This window comes from Idiomarina sp. OXR-189 (genome assembly GCF_034373425.1).
In the GTDB taxonomy this organism is placed as follows: Bacteria; Pseudomonadota; Gammaproteobacteria; order Enterobacterales; family Alteromonadaceae; genus Idiomarina; species Idiomarina zobellii.
Map to the genome: position 1 here is coordinate 1,673,520 of NZ_CP139706.1, position 25,539 is coordinate 1,699,058.

The following is a 25,539-nucleotide window of genomic DNA, read 5'->3' on the forward strand; positions in this document are numbered from 1 at the left end:
TCATGGCTCAATCTCCACAACCGGACCGTTCGCAAAAGGAAAAGCCGAACAGTCTGCTCAACCGCATGCTCGACGGCGTAGAAAAAGTCGGCAATAAGCTTCCTGATCCGGCCGTTATGTTCTTCGGCTTGCTCATTATTGTTTGGGTAATGTCCTGGGCGATGTCAGGCGTTAGCTTTGACGAAACTCACCCACTAACCGGTGAGGCTATTAGCGTTACTAACTTGCTCAGCGGCCCTGAAATCACCGCGTTTTTGGCCAACATGGTCGATACTTTTATGGGCTTTGCGCCGTTAGGTGTTGTATTGCTGGCTATGCTGGGTGTCGGTGTAGCTGAACGCTCAGGTTATATCGACGTAGCCATTAAGCTTATGCTGAACGTAACGCCAAAAACCTTACTCACACCAATGCTTATTTTGGTGGCAATTGTCAGTCACACGGCAGTCGACGCTGGTTACGTGCTGGTTATTCCACTGGGTGGCGTTATTTTCTATGCCGCAGGTCGTCATCCACTGGCAGGTATTGCAGCGGCATTCGCTGGGGTTTCCGGTGGTTTCAGCGCGAACTTTGTACCTTCCGCTATTGACCCATTGCTGCAATGGTTTTACCCAAAGCGCGGCGCAAATTATTGATTCTGATATTCAGCTAAACCCGTTGAATAACTACTTCTTTACGGCGGCGTCTTCCATTGTGGTAGTAGCTATTGGTTGGTTCCTGACCGACAAAGTGGTTGAACCGCGTCTGCGCGGTGCTGAAATCGACGGCCATCCTGACGATATGCCGGCGGTTGATGATGTATCTCCGCGTGATCGCAAAGCATTTTACGCGGCTTCTCTCACCATGCTTGCTGGTATTGTATTACTGTATTTTTCAGCAACAGCAGAAAATTCTCCGCTGGCCGATCCACAAACGGGTGAATTAGCCTCTCTGGGCGCACCGTTAATGGGCATGATTGTCCCGTTAATTTTCCTACTGTTTATTATTCCGGGCATTGTTCACGGGTACGTATCAGGTAACTTTACGAACTCACAAGACGTTATTGGCGCCATGAGCAAGTCGATGGAAGGTATGGCTTACTATATGGTCATGGCATTCTTCTGTGCGCTGTTTATAAAGGCTTTTGGTGACTCGCAGCTGGGAACACTTATTTCAGTAAAAGGCGCTAATTTCCTTGCCAGCTTAGAGCTATCAGGCGGCGTTACCATGGTGGGTATTGTCTTCCTGGTCGCGTTTATCAACTTGTTTGTGGGTTCAGCGTCGGCTAAATGGGCACTTATTTCACCCATTTTCGTGCCTATGCTGATGCAACTGGGTTACTCGCCAGACTTAACGCAAGCGGCTTACCGTGTGGGCGACTCGTCCAGTAACATTATTACGCCGTTACTGCCGTACTTCCCCCTGGTTGTGGTTTACTGCCAGCGCTACGTTAAGAAGACCGGTATAGGCACGCTAGTTTCCATGATGCTGCCATACACAGTCTCACTGCTGGTGCTTTGGTCTGCCTTCCTGATTCTATACTGGACTCTAGGCATTCCTCTGGGTTTCCAGGCTAGTTATACCTACCCGGCAGGTTAAAAGTCTTGTTGCAAATGAACATAAAGCCAGTGCCTTGCGCACTGGCTTTTTTATAAATGGCTGACGGCGTTAACCACATTGGTTGCGCCTTCGTCTATTTCATCCATTATGGCTTTCACTTTTTCAATTTGCTCTTTTCCGCGCTTTGCCATTTCCTGAATATCGTCAATAGACAACGAGATAGCTTCCGAAACTTCTGAGCTACGCTGCATAACGCCCGATATCTCGCTTGTTGCCTGCGTCGTTCTGGTTGCCAAATTTCTTACTTCGTCAGCAACGACAGCAAACCCGCGACCATGCTCTCCTGCTCTGGCAGCTTCAATCGCCGCATTTAATGCCAGAAGATTTGTTTGTTCAGCTAGTGCATTAATGGTTTTAACAATGTCTTCAATACTAATGGCCTGCTCTTGTAACTGCTCAATAATAGCGTCGGTTTGCTGACTTTTAGTGAGTATTTCGTTAGAGGTTTCCACAGAAACATCAATAGACGCTTTACCGTCTTTCACTATCATGGCTGTTTGCTGAGACGTCGAATACGCAATTTCTGCAGCTTCTGTGGTCTGTTGGGCTTTTAACACCCGTTCGGTAATATCGCTGGCAAACTTAATGACTTTTACAACTCGACCATTACTGTCAAAAATTGGGTTATAACTGGCTTCCAGCCAAACCGGTTGCCCGTGCTTACTAACACGCTTAAAACGCCCGGTTTTGAACTCACCTTTGCCAAGTTCACGCCAAAAGCTCGGGTTTTCATCGTAAAAGCTTTGCTCACAAAACAGCTTATGGTGCTTGCCAGTAATATCGCTAAGCGAATAACCCACGGTATTCAGAAAGTTATCATTTGCCCAGGTAATGACTCCGTCAGGTGAAAACTCGATAGTCGCCATTGACTTATTAATTGCCGTATTAATGGCGGTTTGCTGCTCTAAGGCGGTGACTTCGTCAGTGACATCACTGGCAATTTTCGTAATGAAAACAACTTCGCCTTTCTCGTTTTTAACAGGAAAGTACGTCGCTTCTAACCAAATAATGTCGCCATTACTGCGAATGCGCTTAAATCGATCATGCTGCGACTTACCCTCTGCCAGCTGCTGCCAAAAAGTTCGATACGCCTGAGAAGACGAATGACTCGGTTCACAAAACATTTTGTGATGTTTAGAGATAACATCATCGAGACCATATCCCATGGTTTCCAGAAACTGATTATTGGCATTTAAAACATAGCCCTGAGGGGTAAAGTCAATACGCGCAACATTACTGTCAATGGCATCCATTAACTGTTTATATTGCGACAGTTCTTCAGTGGTTTTAGCGAGCTGGTGTTTCGTTTTAGCGCAAAGCATTTGGGCGTTCCTACTGCAAATAAGGACATTTGAATGCAGTAGTTTACGCTCCCTCACATGTATCAGATCAAAAAAAGATCTATTTTAGAGTAAATACTCACCAATACTTGGTCTATATCAAACTTGCTGAAGCCGGCATTAAGAACTCCATGCCGGGTTCCAGGTAATTTCCCAAATATGACCGTCCGGATCTTTGAAGAAACCGCCGTAGCCACCCCAAAATAAGTCTTTAGCCTCACGAAGAATGGTTGCTCCTGCCAATTTCGCTTCATTCATAACGGCATCAACTTCAGAGCGGTAACTGACATTGTGGCTCAGCAGCACCTCATTGGCATTTTTAGCGACATCAACACCCATTTCAGCAGCAATGCTTTTACGCGGCCACAAAGCCAACCTCAAACCACTAGGCAGCTTAAAGAAGGCAACAGCGCCATTTTCAAAGTCCTCACCGACAATGCCCTTCGTTTCCCAGCCTAAACCGTCCTGATAAAAAGCAAGTGCGCGCTTTAAGTCATCGACTCCCAGCGTAATAACACTAATACTTGGGTTCATAGAATCTCACTGCCTCAAAAGTTAAACTCTTACTTTAATTAACGCTTAAGTGATGGTCAAAGTATGGACGCAACATTGCTGGAACATTATAAAAATACCGACTACTGGTTTGTTGTGAATGGCCAAAAAATTACTTTATCGGTAGGTAGCACCAATAGCGATTTTGACTTGCTATGTCGTGACGTTAATTGTAAAACCGGAGCCTTTATCACTGCCTTTAACCCACATAGTTCGCTTTTAAGCATTAGCGAAAATCGAGACCGTAATCAACTTTTAGAAGCAGATATTAGCAATTTAAAAGGCATTCGTTACTTTTACGGCGCTGGAGAAGATCGCGACAATCAATGGCCCGCCGAAGAAAGCTTTATGGTTTTAGGGTTGAGTCAACAAACAGTCATTGACCTTGCCCGCCGATATCAGCAGAATGCCTTTCTCTGGATTGAACACCAACAAGCTGCAGTGCTCATCGACGTATGAGTTAAGGGGACGCCATGCCATCACACCATAGCCGCTGATAAACTCGCCTTTATCTACGCCCTTATTGCCGTTTTATTATGGTCGACGGTCGCTACGGCGTTTAAAATCACACTAGAGTACATGACGCCATTACAAATGGTAACAGCCGCCAGTGTCGTTTCCTTTGCTATTCTAAGCCTAGTCTGTGTGATTCAGAGAAAATCTCACTTGTTGCTACTTGAGCTGCGGAAAATGCCTTTGTACTACGTACTAATGGGGCTTATTAACCCTCTTATCTACTATTTAGTGCTCTTTCAAGCTTATAAACTGCTACCCGCCTCCGAAGCTCAGCCCCTGAATTACACATGGGCAATAGCACTCAGTATTATGGCCGCCCTGTTTCTAAAGCAGCATATTCGTCGCCGCGACTGGGTCGCCTGCGCACTGGGTTATTTCGGTGTGTTAATTATAGCGACCCGCGGTGACCTATTCGGGCTTAGCTTTAGTAATCCCTGGGGTGTTTTATTAGCCTTGATATCAACCTTCCTGTGGGCCGGTTACTGGATACTCAACACCCGACGTAATGCGGACTCAGTCGTTAGCCTAGTCTTGTCCTTTGGCTTAGCATTGCCAATTTTAATTATTGCCAGCTTTGTCTGGAGCGACTGGTCGAACATACCCTGGCAAGGCTGGGCAGCTGTCAGTTATGTCGGATTATTTGAAATGGGTATTACCTTTTTATTTTGGCTAAAAGCTATGAAAACAGCCACCAACACCGCACTTATTAGCAACCTGATATTTATATCGCCGTTTATTTCACTGCTGCTACTGTCAGCAATTATTGGCGAGACCATTTATGTCAGCACTATTGTGGGCTTGGCACTTATTATTACCGGTTTATTAGTGCAGCGGCTTCACTTTAAGAAAAAGCTTAAGCCATAGCCTTTTTAACGATTTCATCCGCCGCTTCTTTGTCCTCTTCGTCAGGCGAAGGGCCATCATTAATACTATTTTCACCAGGCGAGAGAGCCAGTTCCGTTAGCAGAGGAAAATGATCAGACCCAAAGCCAGGCAGTCGCGTCATTGAAACCAGTGCAAAATGGTGGCTATGAAAAATATGATCAAGCGGCCAGCGAGCAAACCAATAGTCCGCGTGAAAAGTGTTGAACATACCCCGCCCCACCCGCGGGTCTAACAATCCACTGATTTTACGGAAGAGCAAAGTGGTTCTCGACCAGGCCACATCGTTCAAGTCGCCAGTGACTATAGTCGGATGCTTCTGGGGCTCTACGTGTTTCGCAACTAACAGGAGTTCACCATCACGCTCCTCCGACTCCTCATTTTCCGTTGGACTCGGCGGCGCCGGATGCACAAAGTGCGCTTTCACTTTTTGCCCGGTCGGTAACTCAATAAAGCAATGTATCGACGGCTTATCGTCCTCAATTAAGTACTCAACGCTAACGTCAGATAACGGCAGCCGAGAATAGAGATGCATACCATAGAGATTATCCAGAGGCACCTTAACCGTATGAGGGTAGTTCGATTCAATAGCCTCTAACTGCTCCCCCCACCATCCATCAGACTCAAGCGTTACCAGAACATCCGGCGTATAGTCCCTCACTAGCTGAATAAGACCATCACTGTTACGGTTAGGCATCAGCACATTCGCCGTCATAATTCTAAGCCGAGCCCCTGCCTCGCCTACATCAACCGCTTTCACTTCTTTCGGGAATAAAGCCGTATAAGGCACCACCCACCACAGCTGACAAACAAGACAACCAATAATCAGCCCCATAGCCACCGCAGTGACCGACGTCCAGTCACGTATAACCACAAAGCCAACTATCAACAGCACACTTAGCAGCACCGAAAGCTGCAAACGCGGAAAATCCAACCCGCGAATCCACCAAACTTGCGACCACGACAACGGCGCTAACGTCAGCACAGCCAGTAATATCGCTAAAGAAAGGTAAATAATTTCAAACATCTTGGCTCTCTATGCTTCTCAGATAAGAAAACCATAGCACAGCTACAGAAAAGAAGGGGAAAGGAAGTGTTAAGGCTTCCTACGGATAGAGCGCTCCGCTTGGAGTTAAAACCCTCTGATACAGGAGACGCAACAAGCTCATCCATGAGGGCTTGACGAAGGCCATCCATGGCCTTCGACACTCCTGTATCAGAGGGTTTTAACTCTAGGCGCTACGCCCACTATCCGTAGGATCTGCTAGCTTTATCTAGCTTACTGAACGCAGATGTAGATAGCCAGAAACAAAAAAAGAGTTAGGGATAAGTTAAGAAACTGTGTGACGCCAAGGATGGCGTCACTCAAGCCCCCAAGGAAGGGTTCACGGCGTGTTTCTTAACTTTCCTAACTCTTAGTTTCTGGCTCTTCCGTTATCTCAGACCATGTTAACCAGCATGCTGGTTGGGTCTTCGAGGTATTCCTGCCAGAGCTTGTTGAAGCGAGCAATGGTGCCGCCGTCGATAATACGATGGTCGCCTGACCAGCTTACCGTCATTATCTTACGAGCTACCACGTTGCCGTTTTCGTCAAAACGCGGTAATTCCTGCACTTTGCCTAAGGCAACAATAGCTGCTTCCGGCTTATTAATGATAGGTGTTGCCACCGTACCGCCGATAACACCAATGTTCGAAATACTAATGGTGCCGCCTTTCATATCAGCCTGAGGCACTTTGCCTTCTCGAGCAGCTTGAGTCAGACGAGTCACTTCGTTGGCCACATCGATAATACTCTTGTTCTGTACCTGCTTTACGTTAGGTACTAACAAACCAATTTTGGTATCGACTGCCATACCGATATTGTGATCATCGAAGTAGGTAATTTCAGTGCAGTCTTCGTTCACCTGCGCATTCATTACCGGGAACTCTTTTAACGCCAGCGACAGAGCTTTAATAAAGAACGGCATGACAGTTAAGCGTACGCCTTTCTCTTTGTATTGCTCTTTCAGCTTTTCACGCAGCGCAATCAGGTTCGTAACGTCAAACTCATCGGCATAAGTGAAGTGCGGAATCGTGCTGACGGAATTCATCATCTGCTTAGCCATAGCCGCTTTGACACCACGAATAGCTTCGGTACGCGTACCGCCGCTAGTCGCTGCTGGCTGCTGAACCGGTTTGCTGTCCGTACTGGCTGCTGCACTTTGACCACCCGACTTGAAGGCTTCAATGTCTTTCTTCAAGACACGACCTTTCTTACCAGAGCCAGGAACGTCAGCGATATTAATATCATTCTCGCGAGCTAAGCGACGCACTGCCGGACTGGCAATAGCTTTGCCCTGACGTGCTTTCACTGGCGGTTCCGCTTCTGCTTTTGTAGCTGCCTGAGACTTAGACTCTGCACTGTTTTGCGAAGCGCTGCCTGAAGCAGTCTCGCCGGAGACTGAAGCCTGAGCGCCACCGGCTGGCTGCAGGGCAAATAAAGGCTTATGTACTTCGGCGATATCGCCTTTTTTGTGATACAGCTTAACGACTTTACCGTCATCTTTCGCTGGAATCTCAACCGTGGCTTTGTCGGTCATCACCTCAACCACTGGCTGATCTTCTTTCACTTCGTCGCCTTCAGAAACCAACCATTCGACAATCTCACACTCAACAATACCTTCACCGATATCCGGTAAAATAAAGTCAGTTGTTTCACCGCCCGCCGTTTGATTATTTTCTGGCTTGCTCTCAGATTTTGAAGGCTCTTTTTCAGCAGGCTTGTCTTCTGCTGACTCGCCAGCATCACCGTCAGCATTAATGCGGAATAAAGGCTCATGGACTTTAGCAATATCACCTTTTTGGTAATACAGCTTTTCAACCACGCCGTCGTCTTTTGCCGGTATCTCAACCATGGCTTTGTCAGTCATGACCTCAACAACGGGCTGATCTTCTTTAACTTCGTCGCCTTCGGCTACCAGCCACTCAACGATTTCGCACTCTACGATCCCTTCGCCGATATCGGGCAGAATAAAATCTTTACTCATGTCGATGGGTCCTTAGTAGTTCATTGAGCGTTTGATGGCTTCGTAGATCTTCAAGTGATCAGCCATGTACTCTTTCTCGTGACACAACGGATATGGCACATCAATACCTGATACGCGCGCGATTGGCGACTCAAGGTATAAGAAGCACTTATCCTGCACCGTTGCTGCAATCTCGCTGGCAAAGCCACCGGTAATTGGGGCTTCCTGAGAAATGACCAAACGTCCGGTTTTCAGTACCGACTGAGTGACTGTTTCAACGTCCCACGGCAAAATAGTCCGTAAGTCGATCACTTCACAAGACACACCGTCTTCTTCGGCTTTTTCGACTGCTTTTTCGGTCACTTCCATCTGCGCGCCCCAGCCCAGTACGGTAATATCCGTGCCTTCTTTAACGACGTCAGCTTTGCCTAATGGAATGGTGTATTCTTCTTCAGGAACCTCACCCGTCGATGCACGATACAGGCGCTTCGGCTCCATAAATAACACCGGGTTTTTATCAAAAATGGCGCTCAGCAATAGACCCTTAGCTTCGTATGGGTTACGCGGAGTTACAATTTTCATACCCGGGGTATGAGCAAAATACGCTTCCGGCGACTGCGAGTGATAGTGACCACCAGCAATACCACCACCGTATGGCGTACGAATGGTTAAACCGCCTACATCAAACTCGTTGCCTGAGCGGTAACGGAACTTAGCCGATTCGTTAACGATTTGGTCAAACGCCGGGAATATGTAGTCACCAAACTGAATTTCCGCAACCGCATAGCTACCTTGTGAAGCCAGGCCGTTAGCGAAGCCAATGATGCCCTGTTCAACCAGTGGTGTATTAAAGTTGCGGTGCTTGCCGTATTTCTCGGTCAAACCAGAAGTTGCACGGAATACGCCGCCAAAGCCACCGGTGTCTTCACCAAAACTGTATACATTGTCGTGTTTGGCCATCGCCAGGTCGAGTGCGCTGTTGATGGCTTGTAATAAATTCATTTTAGCCATTAGTCGATTCTCCCTGACGTTTTCGGATACGCATCCGGATACTTACGGATATGCTCTTTCAACTCTTCCAATTGCTCTTTCAGCAATGGCGTCGGTTCGTCATATACATCATTAATCAGTTCATCGATATGTGGCGCAGGTACTTTTTCGGCTTCTTTTAATGCCGCCAGAACCTTCGCTTTTACTTCTGCATGATGCTCTTCAACATGGTCTTTATCCAACCAGCCTTCGTTCATCATCCATTTTTGCAGACGATCAAGCGGATCTTTTACTTTCCAGTCGTCTTCTTCTTCGCGCGTACGGTAGCCCGTTGGGTCGTCCGACGTCGAGTGACCCGACATACGATAAGACATGGCTTCAATCAGTACAGGCTCGTTCTCTTCCACCGCTAAGCGACGTGCTTCCTGAGTCGCTCTTAGTACGGCAAACACGTCGTTACCATCGATACGGATGGTTTTCATGCCATAGCCAATACCGCGTGGCGCAATGCCATCACCGCCATACTGCTCGCCTTGCGACGGCGTTGAAATGGCGTAACCGTTGTTACGACAGAAGAAAATAACCGGTACTTTATAAACCGATGCCATGTTTAGGGCAGCGTGGAAGTCACCTTCAGAAGCGGCACCTTCGCCAAAATAGCAAATTGTGCACTTGCCGGTTTTATCCATCTTCTGCCCGAACGCATAACCGGTCGCTTGTGGTATTTGTGTACCCAACGGCGAAGAAATAGTCATAAAGTTTAAGTCAGCACAGCCATAGTGAACTGGCATTTGACGACCTTTACCTAAGTCTTTTTCGTTCGAGAACAACTGGTTCATGAACTGTTCCACGGTAAAGCCGCGGTACGCCAAGGCACCCTGCTCGCGATACTGTCCCATGATCATATCGCCGTCATCTAAGGCGGCCGCAGAAGCGACACTTTCTGCCTCTTCACCGCGCGAAGCCAGATAGAAGCTAATACGCCCCTGACGCTGCGCGGCAATCATGCGCTCATCGAGCGTACGAATAAATTGCATTGTGTCGTGAATTTTAACGATAAGGTCTTTATCGTACTCAGGCATGTCAGCGCCTTTATGGAAGCTACCGTCCTCTTTGAGGATCTGTAGCATCGGAATTGTAACCGACTCACCGTCAAACCATTGCGGCTTAGTCACAATCTCTGTGTTGTGTTTTTTATCCTTTGCCATAACCTTCTCTTTCGGTTGCAAGCTGGGTGAAATTTGCCGCTACTTTACCTTTACGTAAAGTGACATGCAAACCACAAACTAACGAAAAGTTAACGCAGTAAGTGTAAATAGAAACGAACAGGATTAACAATAAAGCCTGACTACTTAGACCAGTTTAGTCTACTCCAATTCGAGTGATTCTGTCGGTACTCTCACGACAGTCAGTAAGGCTCTTTGTCCCAAAGCAACCTTGGCGTTCGGAAAAATAATATGTTCGCCGTCATGCTGTGCGTAAAGGTTTTCATCGCCGTCTCGCGCCAATAAGTCGCCCTTGTCAAAAGACGTAAAGTTAGCCACATCGTCTGCAAAGTTAAGCTCAAAATCTTCGTTCATGCGATTAATTGTCTGAGCTTCTTTAAAGATAAAGTGTTTATTAGGCTCGAACGAGCCAAAGTCGAGCGAGTCTTCGCTAATTAACCGGCGTAGCGTTTGCTCTGCAGCAGCGAACTTCGAACGGTCATTCTCGCCAAACGGGCGTACTTTACCCAACTCAACAGTAAACGCGTGCGCGTTAAATTCATTCACGCTGAAGTATGAGAACGTGGTTGTCGGTGCTTGATTCAGCAACACCGTGTCCACGCCGCAGGCTAGTAAAAACTGAAGCTGGTGTTTGTTATAAGGCTTGCCATGAGTAAATGGGTAGACAGCGAACTTCTCTCGCTTTGAGTCACGTATAGCCGTGTGCAAATCATAGTGCAGTCGCTCTCGCTCGCCTTCTGGCGACGTTTCATAAAAGCGTTTCACATACTGTTCTATTTTCGCCGCACGCTCACGCTCTTTGTTGTGCGCTTTACCATTACTGTGCGCACCGCTGAACAACCGGTTCATGTTTTCTTCAACGAAGCGTTCGCCTTTATTGATAGACGCCGGGTTCGCTATCAAAAATAAGGTTCTATGAATGACTGTCTGCTTTTCAGTGATAATGTCATTAATAATATCGCGGCATATTTCAATAGGAGCAGTTTCATTACCGTGCACAGCACAAGACAAGACGATATCTTTTTTACCAGGTTTTGGCGGCGAGACTTCCAATACACCGCTGTCCCATATTGACAGGGTTACACCGTTATTCAGTGTCTTTTTCTGAGTCTCTTCACTGCCCCACTCATTGGCGCATGTCCAAGCTAAAAAGTCCTCAAATGCCTTATTCAAACCAAACTCCTATGATTTTTTACCAGGTACGAAACCTTTTGTTGCCAGCAACTCACGCAATACTCGAGAGCGATACTCACGACGATAGAGAACAGCAACAACAATGAGACTTGAAACGACTAACATTGCCGGATGCAAGAACCACGATAAGTACGCTAATGCAAAATAGTAAGTCCGCAGCCCTTTGTTGTATTCATGTCCAGACTGATCCAACACTTTTGCAGCGTGGCGGGCAAAGCGGTCGCGCTCTTCTTCTGTCTTGTTTTCCTGATGAAACTCAACCGATGCGCCGAGTAACACAGAAACAAAGCCAAATTGGCGTATCGACCAGGTGAATTTGAAAAACGCATACACAAATATGAGCGCCAGCACTGCCAGTTTAAACTGTACCAGCAACGCATTCGTGTCCGGGCTTAACGGAATCTCATTTAAAACTGTCACAACTTCTTCGGCATGTGCCAGTACCGTTATAACCCCCGCCAGTACAAGAATGGTAGACGATGCAAAGAAGGTCACCGTGCGCTCAACATTACCGATAAGTGACGCATCAGCAACCTGGTTTTCTTTATGAACCACGGTGTTAAACCAGTCAATTCGCAAAGAACATAAAATACTCGATAGACAGTGGGTGGTCTTAGCGCGCTTTCGGGCAAAAAGAGAGTAGCCTACCCAGCAAAAGAAGAACAAGGCCAACGCAAAAATATCAAGGAATGACAGCAGCATGTAAATGACCCGAAGCCTCAAATAGTGTCTTAAAATTTATAACATCAAGTTTACCAGTTTATGACAGCACATACGACAAAGCCGGCGCATTTTGCCCCGGCTTTGTATTCTTCTGACTTAAAGCTAATAGTCTTTTAATGCTTCTTCTGTCGTCATGTCTTTTGGCTCCGGTGGCTTCGCCAGTCCATACCAGGATAAAAACGACTGCGTATTGCGTTTTGCGTCCGCTAATATCAAATACAGACATGGTATTAATAACAGCGTAATGATCGTCGCAAAAATAATACCGAACGCTAATGATATTGCCATTGGAATAACCAGCTTCGCCTGCATACTCTTTTCAAGCACAATGGGTAGCAGCCCGAAGAAGGTTGTCAACGAGGTTAAGGTAATGGCTCGGAAGCGACGGCAACCTGCATCTAAGACCGCATGTCGCAAGTCGGTACCCGCTTCTTTCGCCTTATTGACGTAGTCGACCATAACCAGACTGTCGTTAACCACAACACCAGACAGCGCGATAATACCAAACAGACTTAAAATGCTGACCGGCATACCCAATATCCAGTGTCCAATAACCGCACCGATAATACCGAAAGGAATAACTGACATGATAATAAGCGGCTGACTGTATGACTTCAGTGGAATCGCCATTAGTGCATACACTGCCAGCATTGCCAACAAGCCACCTAAAGCTAAAGAGTCTGTCGCTTCCGCTTCGTCCTGTGTAGCGCCTTGCAGTTTAAAGCCCACACTGGAGTACTGGTCAAGAATGTCAGGTAACTTCTGCTCTCGCACTTCATTAACCACACGGAATGGCTCAACCCGGTCTTTGTTAACTCGAGCGCGCACATTCACCGAACGCTCACGGTCAATACGCGTAATGGTTGAATAGCCTTCTGCAAACTCAATATCAGCCAATTCAGTGAACGGAATTTCAGACCCGTCAGCCATGCGTAACTTCATGTCTTGTAGGTTACCCACAGACTGTCGCTGCTCTTCCGGATAACGAACCATGACTTTCACTTCTTCGTCACCACGTTGTATACGCTGAGCTTCAGCACCGTAAAACGCATAGCGTACCTGAGTCGCCAATTCCGCCAAGTTAATGCCCATTGCTTCAGCTAACGGCTTGGTCGTTAACAGAACTTCGTCTTTACCGTCACCAAAAGTATCTTCAATGTCAAAAACACCGTCGTACTCGCCTAGCACGGCTTTCAGCTCGTCGGCAGCCGCTTTCAGTTCATCAAGGTCATCACCCACTAACTGAAACTCAATGTCGAAGCCGCCACCGCCGCCTATGCCGCCCTGAAAGTTAATAGTACGAACACCAGCTAGCTCAGGCACCGACTCTCGCCACTGATTAACAATCTCATAGCCGTCGATATTACGGTCTTCACCTTTCTTAAGCTCTGCGAAAACAGTACCGGCTTCAGTGCCATTCATCCAAATGTTGGTATGACGCACCACACCGTCACCTTCAGCCGCTTCGGTTTTCTCATCAACCTGAGCCAGACCTTTAGATACACTTTCCAGAACTTCAATAGTCCGCTCTTCCGAGGTGCCCGGCTGCATTTCAACATTGGCCTGAATAAAGTCGCTTGGAATATCCGGGAAAAAGACCCAGCGAACAATACCGCCGCTCATAAGGCCTATCATCAGAATCATCATGCCAACGAAGCTTGCCAATGTCGCATAACGATAATGCAGACACTTTTTCAAAAACGGGCGGTAATACTTATAGACGAAACGCTGAATTGCCTCGGCAAACTTATTACGAAAACGCTGGAAGCCATTCGGTTTCTCACTACCGTCTTTTGAATATTTCATTTGCGCAATGTGAGCCGGCAAAATCCACTTTGACTCAATTAAAGAGAAAGCCAGCGCAATAATAACGACGTAGGCTATCGACTCCCAAATAGCCCCCATTCCGCCTTCGACCATCAGCATCGGAATAAAGGCCACCATTGTCGTCAGTACCCCGAAGGTCGCAGGAATCGCGACACGCTTGGCGCCAGCAACAACGTTGTCGACACTCTTTCCCTTCTCTTCTATTTCGGTATAGGCACTTTCCCCTATGACAATAGCGTCATCGACCACTATCCCGAGGACCAATATAAAGCCGAATAAGGAAATCATGTTGATAGACACATCAACCATCGGTAGTGGCAGTAACGCGATGGTTCCCAGAAAGCATACCGGAATACCAATCATGACCCAGAATGCCAAGCGCAACTGAAGGAAGAGAGACAGCATTAAGAATACCAACAAGCCACCAATCCACATGTTGTTTAACATGAGGTCCAGTCGGCCCTGCAAGTAATAAGAAGAGTCCCCCCAGGCTGCTAACTGAATTTCATCCGGTAGCTCCTGTTGTTTGCGATCGACATAGTTATTCACGTACTCAGCTATTTTCAGGTCGTTTTGGTCACCGACCGAATTGACACGAATAAATGTGGCTGGCTTACCATCAAAGCGCGTGAATGCCTCAGTTTCGACGAAGCCGTCTTCCACCGTTGCAATGTCCCCAAGGGTTAAACGGGTACCGTCGGGGCGACTAATGAGGACAATTTTCTCAAATTCACTGCCATAGTACGCTTGGTTATTGGCACGCAAAAGAATGTCACCGTTGGGGGTTTTTATAGAGCCGCCGGCAACATCTATCGAGGTGCCCCGAACCGCATTCACTATTTGCTGGAAGGTTAAACCGTAACGTTCGAGATCTTCCTGCGAAATTTCAACAGCAATTTCGTAGTCGCGTGCACCAACCACTGACACTTTGGTTATGCCGCCAACGCTTTTGAGCTCATCCCGAATGCTTTTCGCCAGCTCTTTGCGGGTTCGTTCGTTGGCGTCACCAAATACCGTCATCCAAATAACGTCGCGATTTGGTCGTACTCGATAAATATTCGGTTTTTCGATTTGTTGCGGAAAGTTGGGTATGGCATCGACAAGCATTTTAACCTCGTCCATGACCACCTGAACGTCATAGTCAGGCTCAACCTCCAGCGTGACACTACCAATTCCCTCACGAGATTGTGAGGTCATTTCCTCAATACCATCAACATCTTCAATGGCGTCCTCAATGAGCATGATAACGCCCTGCTCAACTTCCTGTGGCGCAGCACCAGGGAAAGGCACTTGAATACTGATAATATTAAGTTCAATTTCAGGGAACATCTGTTTGCGAACAGTAAAGACCGACAGCGTGCCCGCAACCAAAATGACTATCATTAACAGGTTCGCAGCGACCGGATTATTCGCGAACCAAGCGATAATACCTTTTTGCTTTTCGTTTTCCATGACGCTTACTCACCTTGCTCGTTGTCGTTTGCGGCAACTGTATCTTCATTTTTAGCGGAGGTTTCCATTTGCTCTGGCAGCGGGTCGCCTTCCAAACGAACTTTCATGCCATTCAGCGCGTTTTTCAGCTGTGTAAGAACAACTAAGTCACCCTCTTTAAGGCCTTCACTGACAATGCTGGTGTTGGCTTGCGTACGAATGACTTCAATTTCTTTCTTCCGGAGTTTGCGCTCATCGGCAACGGTCCAAACCGTTCCATCAGGGTTAATCGCGTAAGTCGGAACTTCCATAACCCCGGTCACTTGTTGCCCTTCCACTTGCGCCTGCACAAAGCGACCGAAGCGTAAAGGCTCTTCGTGTGTTTGACCATTAAGGTTATAAGGGTCTTCAACCTGGACTACGCCATAAATAACCCGGCTTGCTTCATCCAGCACACCTTCCGTTCTAACCAGCTTTCCTAGCCACTGAGTATCAACACCAGATACCTGTGACTCTAGTAACACTTTAGGCTCTGTCTGCGACTCTTCCGGAAGGTTAAGGTAAGTAACGTCCAGGTCACTGAGTGGCAAACGAATTTCAGCCACTTCTGTGCCAAACAACGTAGCAATCTGCGTCCCTGCTCCGACAAACTGACCTAAATCAGCCTGTTTGCTGCGCAGCACACTGTCGTAAGGGGCTTTAATGGTCGTGCGCTCTAGGTTGCGTTCTGCCATAGCCAGATTAGCCTCCGCTGACTCTAGCGCAGCTAATGCGCTGGCCAACTGAGGTTTACGTAAGCCCAGAGCAGGCGCTTCTCCTTCGGTAAACTGAGACCATTCTTCTTCCGCCACCCGAGCCCGGGCTTTTTCTTCTTCCAACGCAGCTTGTGCTTGCAGCAACTGAGCGCGAGCTTGTTGAACGGCAACCTTGTAATCGGATGAGTCAATTTGCAGTAATGTCTCACCTTTTTTGAAAAAGCCACCGGCATTATATTTATCTGCAACATCAACAATTTGCCCACTGACTTCCGCCAGCAATGTCGTTGAGTATTTAGGGGTGGCGGAGCCTTGCGAGTCGACCAGGAAGGTCATGTCGCGGGCTACCATTTCCTTAACCTCAACCATTACGGCGGGCTTTTGTTGCTGTTTCTTTTCAGGGGGCTTAGCAGTCATACTCGCTAACACAGCTAGCAGAATAGCCACAAGAATAATGAGAGGTGGTATAAAAGCGCGTTTTTTCAGTTTCATCACAGTTCGCTCAGCTTTAGTTAATTTTAAAATTTCTTATAGCGTTATTATCCGCCTAACAAATGTAAATTGTTAGACCTTAACTGTTGCGAACTGTGATTTTTCCCTAATAAGTTGTAACGGACTATTACAAAACCCGGTTATCCTTCCAGTAACCAACGTTCCGCCGCCTCTACATAGCGCGGCTTGCCAACTAACAGGACCACATCTTGCGGTTCAAATTCGGTGGCATCATCAGGGTTTGGATATTCTTCGTCTTCTCGGCGTATCGCTTTAAGCTGAACGTTGTGTTGCTCCCAGTCGAGAGACGCTACGGTTTTGCCGTTCGCCCACGCGCCTTCCGGTAAAGTCACAGCACGCAAAAACTCCAGTTTATCGACCATTTCAGGGCCCATATCGGTTTCTGAGCCTTGGAAAAAGCCATGCATTTCACCATAGTGGTTACGACGTTCTTTATCCAGTCTTGCCAAAATACGGCGAATAGGAATGCCGCTGTGGCTTAATACATGAGATATCAACATCAAACTCGCTTCAAGTGTGTCGGGTACCACCTGAGAAGCGCCGGCGTTTTGCAAAGCATTTAAGTTTTGGTCGTCTCTACTGCGCACAATGACATAGGCATTCGGGTTTAATAGCCGCAGCTCTTTTAAAACTTCCACCGCACGCGCATCGTCCGCAAAGCTGATAATAACCAAATCAACTTTTTCAGCACCAACCGCACGTAATATATCTTTTCGGGCGCTGTCACCAAAATAAACACGCGCACCGCCGGCCACCGCTTCCTGAACACGTAAAGGGTCGTTATCAACCGCAATGTGCGTAATCCCCTCAGCGTCCAGGAAGCGACTAATCGTCTGCCCGGTGCGCCCAAAGCCACAAATTAACACTTGGTTTTCAAGGCCATCGCCTTGCGGGGTGCGCTGGCTTTCAATTTGCTCAATGGGGTCGGGCGTGCGAATAATAGCGTCGACCAAAGGTTTCAGTCGGTGAATAATGATAGGTGTTATCGCCATACTGAAAACACCAATACCTATCATGCTGGTGACAATTTCCGGAGACAGCAAATTATGATTATTTGCCAAAGCTACAATAACAAAGCCGAACTCCCCCATTTGGAAGAGCGATATTGCACTGCCCCAAGCGTCAGTGTCGCGCTCGCCCATAAGCCTTGCTACAGAGCTGATAATGGCTATTTTAACAATCGACATGACCAACACTGCGAGTAAAATCCAGTGCAGATTGTTTACAAACCCCGTTAATTGCAGCTGCATACCTATGGTGGTGAAAAACAGCCCCATTAAAATGTCACGAAACGGACGAATATCAGCTTCCAGCTGGTGCTTATATTGGCTTTCACCCAGCATCATTCCGGCTAAAAACGCTCCAAGCGCCATAGACAGACCGAATAAATGCGTCATACCACCGGCAACCAGCGCAACCAGCAGCGTTGCCAACACAAAAAGCTCGTCGGTTCTTTGCTTGGCGATTTCTTTAAACAGATAAGGTAATACCCACTTACCAACAGCCATCAGTACAGCAATAACCGCGGTGCCTTTAGCCAACGCAATTAGTAAGGTGTATCCAATACTGCCGGAATCTGAAGCTAACAACGGAATAATAATCAGTAAGGGGACAACAGCAATATCCTGGAATAGTAGAATGGCTACTGTCATTTGGCCTCGACGGGTGGCCGTTTGCGCGCTTTCTTTCAACTGCTTAATAACCACGGCAGTTGACGACAACGCCAAAGCTCCGGCAATAGCCAGCGAAGCCGCCCACTCACCCAGCCACAAAAAACCGATGAGCATGAAGACAAGCAACGAACCAATAACTTGCGCAGCGCCTAGACCAAATACCCAACGCCGCATTGCCACCATTTTAGGTAACGAAAACTCCAGGCCAAGTGAGAACAGCAGGAAAACAATACCCAGCTCAGCAACCAAGTGGTAATCATCAGGATCTTTAATCCACTCCATAACCTCCGGTCCGGCAATAATACCGGCGACAAGGTAAGCCAGTATGGCTGGTAGCTTTATGCGCCGAAATAACCATACAAGCACGACCGCTATAGCAAGCAGCATCAGTAGACTGGAAAATGTTCCGTTCATTCGGTCCCTCGTTTTCTAAATATGGCTGTCAAAATATTAACACTCTTTTGTTTCAGAAAAATTGATTTTATAAATCATTGTTTTAAATAACTTTTAATTTTTTGGCTTGAATTTTGCTTACTTCAAAACAGACAAAATTCATTGGAGTCGAAAAGCACATGTTAGGTAAAGCTGTAATTAGAGATCGCTTAAACTCTGCTATCAACAAAACTCAGGCGTTGGTCAGCCAACTCACCTCGAGTGAGGACATCAAAGCGAACTCGTCATCATTGACAGAAAAATTACAAACAACGCTGGATATTACGTCTTTACTGTCAATATACAGTCATGCCGTATTAGAGCGCCTGCCTGTAAAAGCCATGCAGTTTGTCTCCGATGACCAAGTCATTAACCTACACGGCCAATATGACGAAAGCCATTTTGAATATGCTGTCATGCTTTATGCCGATGACCAATACCTGGGTCAAATGCTTTATCAGTTCAAACAACCTGCATCTTACGCGGTTAAGCTTCGCCTGGAACAAATGCATAAGCAGCTAACCTTTCCTCTGCGTAATGCGATGACCTATTCAAAAGTGCGGCAAGCCGCAGTAAAAGATCATCTAACTGGTGTTGGTAACCGTTCTCTGCTCGATGAAACTTTGGCACACATAACCGCCAAGCTTAAGCGTGACCCTCAAAAAGATATCAGTATCGTACTTATCGATATGGACAACTTTAAGCAGGTTAATGATAACTTCGGTCACCAACTTGGCGACGAAGTCTTACAACAATTTGCGCAGCTCATAAAACATCAGCTTCGAGACACTGACCGTGTGTTCCGTTACGGTGGTGATGAGTTTGTGTTGGTATTGGAAGACACACCCAAAAGCCAGGTAACTGATATTATTGAACGTTTGGAAAAAGCGATTAGTCACGACTCAAAGTTAATGTCTTTGAATGTTGCTTTTAGTTCAGGCTCTTTGCAGATGGAAAGCTTTCACACAGCCGATGATGTCCTTGATGAAGTCGATAAACGCTTATACGAGGCTAAATCGCTGCGCTCTATAGCTAACTAAGAGTTGCTAAGCCATTCTAAAGTGGTTTGCCAGCTTGGACTTACTGTGGGTACATTATGACTTTCGGGCGCTGGAGTTAACCAGCCGGTAACAGGGGTCCAAACGTCATGCTCGTTGACCTGCAAAACAGGTACGCGTTGTCTTAACCAAGGCGCTAAGCCGCATTCTTTAAACCAGTCTGTCAGTTTTTTTCGTCCTTCTCTGCCGGGTTGGCCGAATTTACCTTTTGGGTGAGTTAAGCTCACTGTAAGAATCTCTGATTCTGTTATTACATCTTCCGCAATCTGCAGTATACCCCACTGGCCGAAGTGCGTTATTGGCTCCGAGATCGCCACGTCAGAGAACAGCTCAGGAACACCATCATCAACCCAGAGCGCACTTTTAAAATAACGAACCGAATAGCCCTGGCAATTAATTGCCAGCTGCGTATCTAACCGAACATTCAAGCTTTGCCGGCGAATTTGTTCAAGTTGCTCGTAACTTGGCAAACTTTTGCCTAATTGCTGCAGCCAGGTACGTAATAGTGCTCGTTGCATTGCCGCCGATGTATTTTCAAGTAACGACAACGGGAAACTATCTGAACTTTGCTGCTGTGCTGCATGAAGCTTTTCCAGAAGTAGCTCTTCCATGACATCCTGTTGTTCCGCACAAAGTCTGGCAGAGCGTAGAACACTCATACCAAAGTGTGGCCAGCGGTTTTCAAGCGTTGGAATAACCTCATGTCGTAAGAAGTTACGCTCTATTGTCGTATCGTAGTTGGTGTCGTCTTCTATCCAGGTAAGCTGGTGGTGCGCTGCGTACTCTAAAATTTCGTCCTTACTGGTTGTCAGTAACGGTCGACAGAGTGTGCGCTCGCCCTCCCAGGGCTGAACCTGGGCCATAGACGCCAAGCCTTTAGGACCACTGCCTCGCTTTAACTGCAACAAGAATGTTTCTATTTGATCATTCTTATGCTGACCTACCAGCAGCACGGCGTTTGGCTCTGTCAGTTCAGCCAGTCTTTTATAGCGAAGTTCGCGACCAATAGCTTCCTTGCTCACGCGAGTTTTCATCGGCACTTCAAGGGGCTCGAAAATGGTATCAATTCCATAAGCTTTTACCGCTTCATGAATAGTGTCAGACCACTGGCCTGAGTCGGGATGAAAGCTATGGTCCAGATGAATTGCTAAATATCGGTACTGTGGGTTGTCGCGCCGAAAGCGCATCAATAAGTCGAGGATAGTCTGTGAGTCAGCCCCGCCACCTAAAGCAGCAACAAGTTGCTGCCCTGGCTGCAGAGAGAGTTTATTAATAGCTGCTAAGAAACGCTCATAAAGCGCATCATTCATCATTATACTTAGCAGTACCCAAACGACATCAGCTTTTTGTAACGCTGATCTAAGCGTTCAGACTTACTTAGCCCTTCCAGAGACTTAACGTCTGACAGAAGCTGTTTCTTCAAGCGAATCGCCATTTCTTCAGCATGACGGTGCGCTCCACCTAACGGTTCAGGTATAACGGCATCGATAAGTCCGAGCTCTTTACTGCGCTGCGCCGTAACGCCCATAGCTTCTGCCGCCAAAGGTGCTTTACTGGCACTTTTCCACAAAATGGATGCGCAACCTTCCGGTGAAATAACTGAGTAAGTGCTGTATTGCAACATATTTACTTTGTCGCCAACACCAATAGCTAAAGCGCCACCCGATCCACCTTCACCAATAACAGTGCAAATAATAGGTACATTTAGTCGCGACATAACTTTTAAGTTACGGGCAATAGCCTCGCTCTGGCCGCGTTCTTCCGCGCCAATACCTGGGTAGGCTCCTGGCGTATCAATAAAAGTAATAATCGGTAAATTGAAACGTTCAGCGGTTTCCATTAAACGCAGCGCTTTTCGATAGCCTTCAGGCTTTGGCATACCGAAGTTACGACGAATTTTCTCTTTTGTTTCACGACCTTTTTGCTGGCCAATGACCATAACAGGTTTGCCATCAAGACGAGCCATGCCACCGACAATAGCTTCATCATTTGCAAAAGTTCGGTCGCCCGCAAGCTCATCAAACTCGGTAAAAATCATCCGAATGTAGTCCAGTGTGTACGGACGCAGGGGGTGGCGAGCAAGTTGCGCAACCTGCCAGGCACCTAAATCAGAAAAGATTTTCTCGGTGAGTTCCTGACTCTTCTTGGTTAAACGCTGAACTTCTTCTTCAATATTAATATCAAGCTCGCCGCGCTTGCCGACTGACTTTAACTCTTCAATCTGCGCTTCGAGCTCTGCTATTGGCTGTTCAAAATCCAGAAAATTAAGGCTCATTCGCTGTCATTTCCTTTAAAATTCGAGTGAAACCTGCTGATTTCCCAGCAAGTTTTGTAATTCGTCTATTAATTCATCCGATGGCGTGACATACCAATTCGCTTCCACTGACAATTCCGCTCTCGCGTAAGACGAGTTATAACGAAGCTTTATTGGACAGGTTCCTTTTGCGTAAGGCTCTAGCACTGTTTCCAGCTTGCCTGCCACACCATTTTCAAGTGCATCTTCCGTCAGCGTTATCGACAAACTACGCAAATAACTCTCACGCGCTTGCTCGATACCCATCACTTCTCTAGCGGTCATTGTATTGCTATTACTAAAGTTATCAAATCTGACCTCACCTTTTACCCACAAAATTCGGTCTTTTTCGAGCAATTCTTGATAACTTTCGTATTCATTGCTGAATAATCGTACATCCATGCGCGCCGTTTTGTCATCTAAGGTCACTATAGCAAAACGCTGACCTCGTTTATTTGTCAGCACGCGAATATCTATAACGAGTCCGGCAATAGCAACGCTTTGCTCTTTCGGTGTCGGGCCGACATTGGACAGAGTATTTGACACATAGTGTTTCAACTCACTTCTAAAGCGATTAATTGGGTGGCCTGTCAGGTAAAGCCCAAGGGTTTCCCGTTCGCCTTCCAGCCACACTGCTTCTGGCCATTGGCGTACCTGCACAAACTCCTGCTCGACCGCTTCAGGCTCGGTAGTCAGCACACCAAACATATCTGACTGACCAATTTGCTCTGCCTGCAAATGCTGCTCTGCCTGGCGAATGGCTTTTTCCAGCGTCGCCATAAGCGCCGCTCGGTGAGGACCTAAATTGTCCATGGCCCCTGCCCGAATTAAGCGCTCCAGCACCCGTTTATTCATTTTCTTCAAGTTCACCCGACAACAGAAATCGAATAAGTCTTTGAACGGACCACCTTCATTTCTGGCCTGAATGATTGACTCAATGGGAGCTTCCCCAACACCTTTAATAGCACCAATGCCGTAAACCACTCGCTGCTGTTCGTCGACCGTGAACTTGTATTCGCCCTTGTTCACGTCTGGCGGCAGTAACTCAAGCCCCATTCGCTCACATTCGTCAGCCAGCGTGACAATTTTGTCGGTATTGTCCATATCCGCTGACATAACCGCAGCCATAAACTCAGCCGGATAGTGCGTTTTCATCCACAGCGTTTGGTAAGAGACTAACGCATAAGCAGCAGAGTGCGATTTGTTAAACCCGTAGCCTGCGAACTTCTCTACCAAGTCGAAGATCTTCATGGCCAACTCTGGATCAATATTGTTCTTGGCCGCGCCCTCTCGGAATATCTCTCGCTGTTTCGCCATTTCTTCGGGCTTTTTCTTACCCATAGCTCGACGTAAAAGGTCAGCGCCGCCGAGTGTATAACCAGCTAAAACCTGAGCAATTTGCATGACCTGTTCTTGGTACAAAATGACACCGTACGTCGGCTCAAGAATTGGCTGAAGGCTGTCGTGCTGATACTTAACATCAGGATAAGAGATTTCTTCCCGACCATGCTTACGGTCAATGAAGTTATCGACCATGCCCGACTGCAAAGGGCCCGGTCGGAACAAAGCAACCAATGCGATAATATCTTCAAAAGAATCCGGCAGCAGCTTCTTAATCAGCTCTTTCATACCGCGGGATTCCAGCTGGAAGACGGCTGTTGTTTCGGCTTTTTTCAGTAGTTTGAAACACGCCGGGTCGGTCAAATCAATGGCCGTTATATCGATAAGCTCTTCACCCGCTTTTTCTTTGCGAACGTTCACCATATCGACAGCCCACTGAATAATGGTCAGTGTTCTTAAGCCTAGGAAGTCAAACTTAACCAAACCAGCCGACTCGACATCGTTTTTATCAAACTGAGTGACCGGGTTTTTACCTTCATCGTCGCAATACAGCGGCGAAAAGTCAGTGATAGTCGTTGGCGAAATAACCACACCACCGGCGTGTTTACCGGCATTACGGGTAACACCCTCTAAAATCCGCGCCATATCAATAATGGCTTTAACCTCACCGTCCTGGTCGTACGCTTCACCAAGCTGAGGCTCTATCTCAAACGCTTTTTCCAGTGTCATTCCCGGATCGCCGGGCACTAACTTTGATATGCGATCGACAAAGCCGTACGGATGCCCCAGAACACGCCCTACGTCTCGAATTGCTGCCTTTGCGGCCATAGTACCGAAGGTAATAATTTGCGAAACCGCTTCGCGGCCGTACAAATCGGCAACGTGGTCAATAACCTCATCGCGGCGATCCATACAAAAATCGACGTCAAAGTCAGGCATGGAAACCCGTTCAGGGTTTAGGAATCGTTCGAAAAGCAGGTCAAATTCCAGCGGGTCCAGGTCGGTAATTTTCAATGCATAAGCAACTAATGAGCCAGCACCAGAGCCCCGTCCGGGACCAACGGGTATGCCGTGGTCTTTACTCCACTGAATAAATTCCATAACGATAAGGAAGTAACCTGGAAAGCCCATACCATTAATGACGTTAAGCTCTTCTTTCAGACGCTCGTCATATTCAGGTCGTTTAGCGGCCCGCTCTTCCGGGTCGGGAAATAAAAACTCAAGTCGGTCTTCAAGCCCTTCTTCAGACACCTTAACCAGATAGTCTTCAGTAGTCATATCGCCTGTCGGGAATTTCGGCAGGAAGTATTCACCCAGGCGAACCGTCACATTACAACGCTTTGCAATTTCAACAGTGTTCTCAAGTGCCTCGGGAATGTCAGAGAATAGCTCTGCCATTTCTTCCGGCGTTCTTAAATATTGTTGCGGCGAATACTTTTTCGGACGACGGCGGTCTTCTAACTGATACCCGTCATGAATAGCGACTCGAATTTCGTGCGCGTCAAAGTTTTCTTCTTTTAAAAAGACCACTTCGTTTGTTGCCACCACCGGTAACTGAGTCTCGCCCGCCAGCTTCACCGCTTTATGGAGGTAGTCTTCCTCTTTTGGTCGGCCTGTTCTAATCAGCTCAAGGTAAAAACGGTCGGGAAAATATTCCTGATAGAAGTCCAGTGCGGCGTCGAGCTCTTTGTCGTTATTTTTAAGTAAAGCATGACCAATGTCGCCTTCCCGAGCGCCGGAGAGCAGAATAACGCCCTGGTTATGCTCTTTTAGCCAGTCTTTATCGATAACCGGTTTGTCTGCAATGTGCCCTCTCAGGTACGCTTTAGACATCAACTGCGTAATTTGTTGATACCCTTCGTTATCCATTGCCAGCGCCGTCAGACGAAAAATTTCCCCATCCGGGTAGCTGTGTTGCACCCACAGGTCACAACCTATAATAGGTTTTAACCCCAGCTTATGAGCCGTACCGTAGTAGCGAACCAAGCCACAAAAGTTCATTTGGTCGGTCATGGCCAATGCCGGCATACCTGCGTCAGCTACCGCTTCACAGATAGGGCCAACTTTTGCTAAGCCGTCAACCATGGAGAAGTCGCTATGAATGCGTAAATGGATAAAATTTGGTGCTGTCATTTCGCCGTTTCAGTTTACGTTTTTATTCTAATATCAGACGCCATATTGTGCCTGATGCG

17 protein-coding genes and 1 pseudogene are annotated in these 25,539 nt (G+C 47.2%); 4 read left to right on the forward strand and 14 right to left on the reverse strand.

The window, feature by feature from the left end:
* The first annotated feature begins 2 nt into the window (after positions 1–2).
* Positions 3–1,575: pseudogene (locus UM402_RS08295) on the forward strand (AbgT family transporter).
* Positions 1,576–1,625: 50 nt separating this feature from the next.
* Here UM402_RS08295 and UM402_RS08300 read toward each other — a convergent pair.
* Both UM402_RS08300 and UM402_RS08305 read right to left on the reverse strand, forming a co-directional pair.
* Positions 1,626–2,918, reverse strand: coding sequence for a methyl-accepting chemotaxis protein (locus tag UM402_RS08300; protein WP_058578853.1), 1,293 nt, complete (start codon positions 2,916–2,918; stop codon positions 1,626–1,628).
* 138 nt (positions 2,919–3,056) lie between these two features.
* The gene (locus UM402_RS08305; protein ID WP_058578852.1) at positions 3,057–3,470 is read right to left on the reverse strand and encodes a VOC family protein; all 414 of its coding nucleotides are present in this window, start codon (positions 3,468–3,470) and stop codon (positions 3,057–3,059) included.
* A 63-nt stretch (positions 3,471–3,533) separates the two neighbouring features.
* On the opposite strand from UM402_RS08305, the gene UM402_RS08310 reads away from it, so the two are divergent.
* Positions 3,534–3,947, forward strand: coding sequence for a DUF3293 domain-containing protein (locus tag UM402_RS08310; protein ID WP_058578851.1), 414 nt, complete (start codon positions 3,534–3,536; stop codon positions 3,945–3,947).
* 63 nt (positions 3,948–4,010) lie between these two features.
* Positions 4,011–4,868, forward strand: coding sequence for a DMT family transporter (locus tag UM402_RS08315; RefSeq protein ID WP_322295480.1), 858 nt, complete (start codon positions 4,011–4,013; stop codon positions 4,866–4,868).
* Here UM402_RS08315 and UM402_RS08320 read toward each other — a convergent pair.
* From UM402_RS08320 to UM402_RS08360, 9 genes are all read right to left on the reverse strand, one after another.
* Positions 4,858–5,913 carry an endonuclease/exonuclease/phosphatase family protein gene (locus UM402_RS08320; RefSeq protein WP_058578849.1) on the reverse strand — a complete coding sequence of 352 codons (1,056 nt, stop codon included), beginning with the start codon at positions 5,911–5,913 and terminating at the stop codon, positions 4,858–4,860. The two genes, UM402_RS08315 and UM402_RS08320, sit on opposite strands and share 11 nt — an antisense overlap.
* Before the next feature lie 412 nt (positions 5,914–6,325).
* Entirely contained in the window at positions 6,326–7,912 is a 1,587-nt protein-coding gene (locus tag UM402_RS08325; protein ID WP_058578848.1) for a dihydrolipoyllysine-residue acetyltransferase, read from the reverse strand.
* 12 nt (positions 7,913–7,924) lie between these two features.
* On the reverse strand, positions 7,925–8,902 hold the full coding sequence (locus UM402_RS08330; RefSeq protein ID WP_058578847.1) for an alpha-ketoacid dehydrogenase subunit beta: 978 nt from the start codon (positions 8,900–8,902) through the stop codon (positions 7,925–7,927).
* Positions 8,902–10,089: a thiamine pyrophosphate-dependent dehydrogenase E1 component subunit alpha gene (locus UM402_RS08335; protein WP_053952457.1), complete on the reverse strand. Its 1,188-nt coding sequence runs from the start codon at positions 10,087–10,089 to the stop codon at positions 8,902–8,904. The genes UM402_RS08330 and UM402_RS08335 overlap by 1 nt, the downstream gene beginning before the upstream one ends.
* A gap of 159 nt (positions 10,090–10,248) precedes the next feature.
* Positions 10,249–11,280 (reverse strand): succinylglutamate desuccinylase, encoded by a 1,032-nt coding sequence (gene astE / locus UM402_RS08340; protein WP_053952458.1) that lies wholly within the window; start codon positions 11,278–11,280, stop codon positions 10,249–10,251.
* Positions 11,281–11,289: 9 nt separating this feature from the next.
* Positions 11,290–12,003 (reverse strand): DUF599 domain-containing protein, encoded by a 714-nt coding sequence (locus UM402_RS08345; protein WP_058578846.1) that lies wholly within the window; start codon positions 12,001–12,003, stop codon positions 11,290–11,292.
* Positions 12,004–12,126: 123 nt separating this feature from the next.
* The gene (locus UM402_RS08350) at positions 12,127–15,303 is read right to left on the reverse strand and encodes an efflux RND transporter permease subunit (protein ID WP_058578845.1); all 3,177 of its coding nucleotides are present in this window, start codon (positions 15,301–15,303) and stop codon (positions 12,127–12,129) included.
* Positions 15,304–15,308: 5 nt separating this feature from the next.
* Positions 15,309–16,529 (reverse strand): efflux RND transporter periplasmic adaptor subunit, encoded by a 1,221-nt coding sequence (locus UM402_RS08355; protein ID WP_058578844.1) that lies wholly within the window; start codon positions 16,527–16,529, stop codon positions 15,309–15,311.
* Positions 16,530–16,669: 140 nt separating this feature from the next.
* A complete protein-coding gene (locus UM402_RS08360) occupies positions 16,670–18,637 on the reverse strand; it encodes a monovalent cation:proton antiporter family protein (protein ID WP_058578843.1) in 1,968 nt (655 codons plus the stop codon).
* 158 nt (positions 18,638–18,795) lie between these two features.
* On the opposite strand from UM402_RS08360, the gene UM402_RS08365 reads away from it, so the two are divergent.
* Positions 18,796–19,695 (forward strand): GGDEF domain-containing protein, encoded by a 900-nt coding sequence (locus UM402_RS08365; RefSeq protein WP_058578842.1) that lies wholly within the window; start codon positions 18,796–18,798, stop codon positions 19,693–19,695.
* On the opposite strand, the gene tilS is transcribed toward UM402_RS08365, so the two are convergent.
* From tilS to dnaE, 3 genes are read right to left on the reverse strand one after another with little or no spacing between them, the layout of a single operon-like run.
* A complete protein-coding gene (gene tilS, locus UM402_RS08370; protein ID WP_322295282.1) occupies positions 19,692–21,026 on the reverse strand; it encodes a tRNA lysidine(34) synthetase TilS in 1,335 nt (444 codons plus the stop codon). The two genes, UM402_RS08365 and tilS, sit on opposite strands and share 4 nt — an antisense overlap.
* Positions 21,027–21,031: 5 nt before the next feature.
* A complete protein-coding gene (gene accA / locus UM402_RS08375) occupies positions 21,032–21,988 on the reverse strand; it encodes an acetyl-CoA carboxylase carboxyl transferase subunit alpha (RefSeq protein ID WP_058578840.1) in 957 nt (318 codons plus the stop codon).
* Positions 21,989–22,003: 15 nt separating this feature from the next.
* The gene (dnaE, locus tag UM402_RS08380) at positions 22,004–25,480 is read right to left on the reverse strand and encodes a DNA polymerase III subunit alpha (protein ID WP_058578839.1); all 3,477 of its coding nucleotides are present in this window, start codon (positions 25,478–25,480) and stop codon (positions 22,004–22,006) included.
* Between the last annotated feature and the right edge of the window lie 59 nt (positions 25,481–25,539).

Bases quoted from the DNA above. Each gene is read 5' to 3' on its own strand.
- UM402_RS08300 (WP_058578853.1), bottom strand. From the start codon at position 2,918: ATGCTTTGCGCTAAAACGAAACACCAGCTCGCTAAAACCACTGAAGAA.
- UM402_RS08305 (WP_058578852.1), bottom strand. From the start codon at position 3,470: ATGAACCCAAGTATTAGTGTTATTACGCTGGGAGTCGATGACTTAAAG.
- UM402_RS08310 (WP_058578851.1), top strand. From the start codon at position 3,534: ATGGACGCAACATTGCTGGAACATTATAAAAATACCGACTACTGGTTT.
- UM402_RS08320 (WP_058578849.1), bottom strand. From the start codon at position 5,913: ATGTTTGAAATTATTTACCTTTCTTTAGCGATATTACTGGCTGTGCTG.
- UM402_RS08325 (WP_058578848.1), bottom strand. From the start codon at position 7,912: ATGAGTAAAGATTTTATTCTGCCCGATATCGGCGAAGGGATCGTAGAG.
- UM402_RS08330 (WP_058578847.1), bottom strand. From the start codon at position 8,902: ATGGCTAAAATGAATTTATTACAAGCCATCAACAGCGCACTCGACCTG.
- UM402_RS08335 (WP_053952457.1), bottom strand. From the start codon at position 10,089: ATGGCAAAGGATAAAAAACACAACACAGAGATTGTGACTAAGCCGCAA.
- UM402_RS08345 (WP_058578846.1), bottom strand. From the start codon at position 12,003: ATGCTGCTGTCATTCCTTGATATTTTTGCGTTGGCCTTGTTCTTCTTT.
- UM402_RS08350 (WP_058578845.1), bottom strand. From the start codon at position 15,303: ATGGAAAACGAAAAGCAAAAAGGTATTATCGCTTGGTTCGCGAATAAT.
- UM402_RS08355 (WP_058578844.1), bottom strand. From the start codon at position 16,529: ATGAAACTGAAAAAACGCGCTTTTATACCACCTCTCATTATTCTTGTG.
- UM402_RS08360 (WP_058578843.1), bottom strand. From the start codon at position 18,637: ATGAACGGAACATTTTCCAGTCTACTGATGCTGCTTGCTATAGCGGTC.
- UM402_RS08365 (WP_058578842.1), top strand. From the start codon at position 18,796: ATGTTAGGTAAAGCTGTAATTAGAGATCGCTTAAACTCTGCTATCAAC.
- tilS (WP_322295282.1), bottom strand. From the start codon at position 21,026: ATGATGAATGATGCGCTTTATGAGCGTTTCTTAGCAGCTATTAATAAA.
- accA (WP_058578840.1), bottom strand. From the start codon at position 21,988: ATGAGCCTTAATTTTCTGGATTTTGAACAGCCAATAGCAGAGCTCGAA.
- dnaE (WP_058578839.1), bottom strand. From the start codon at position 25,480: ATGACAGCACCAAATTTTATCCATTTACGCATTCATAGCGACTTCTCC.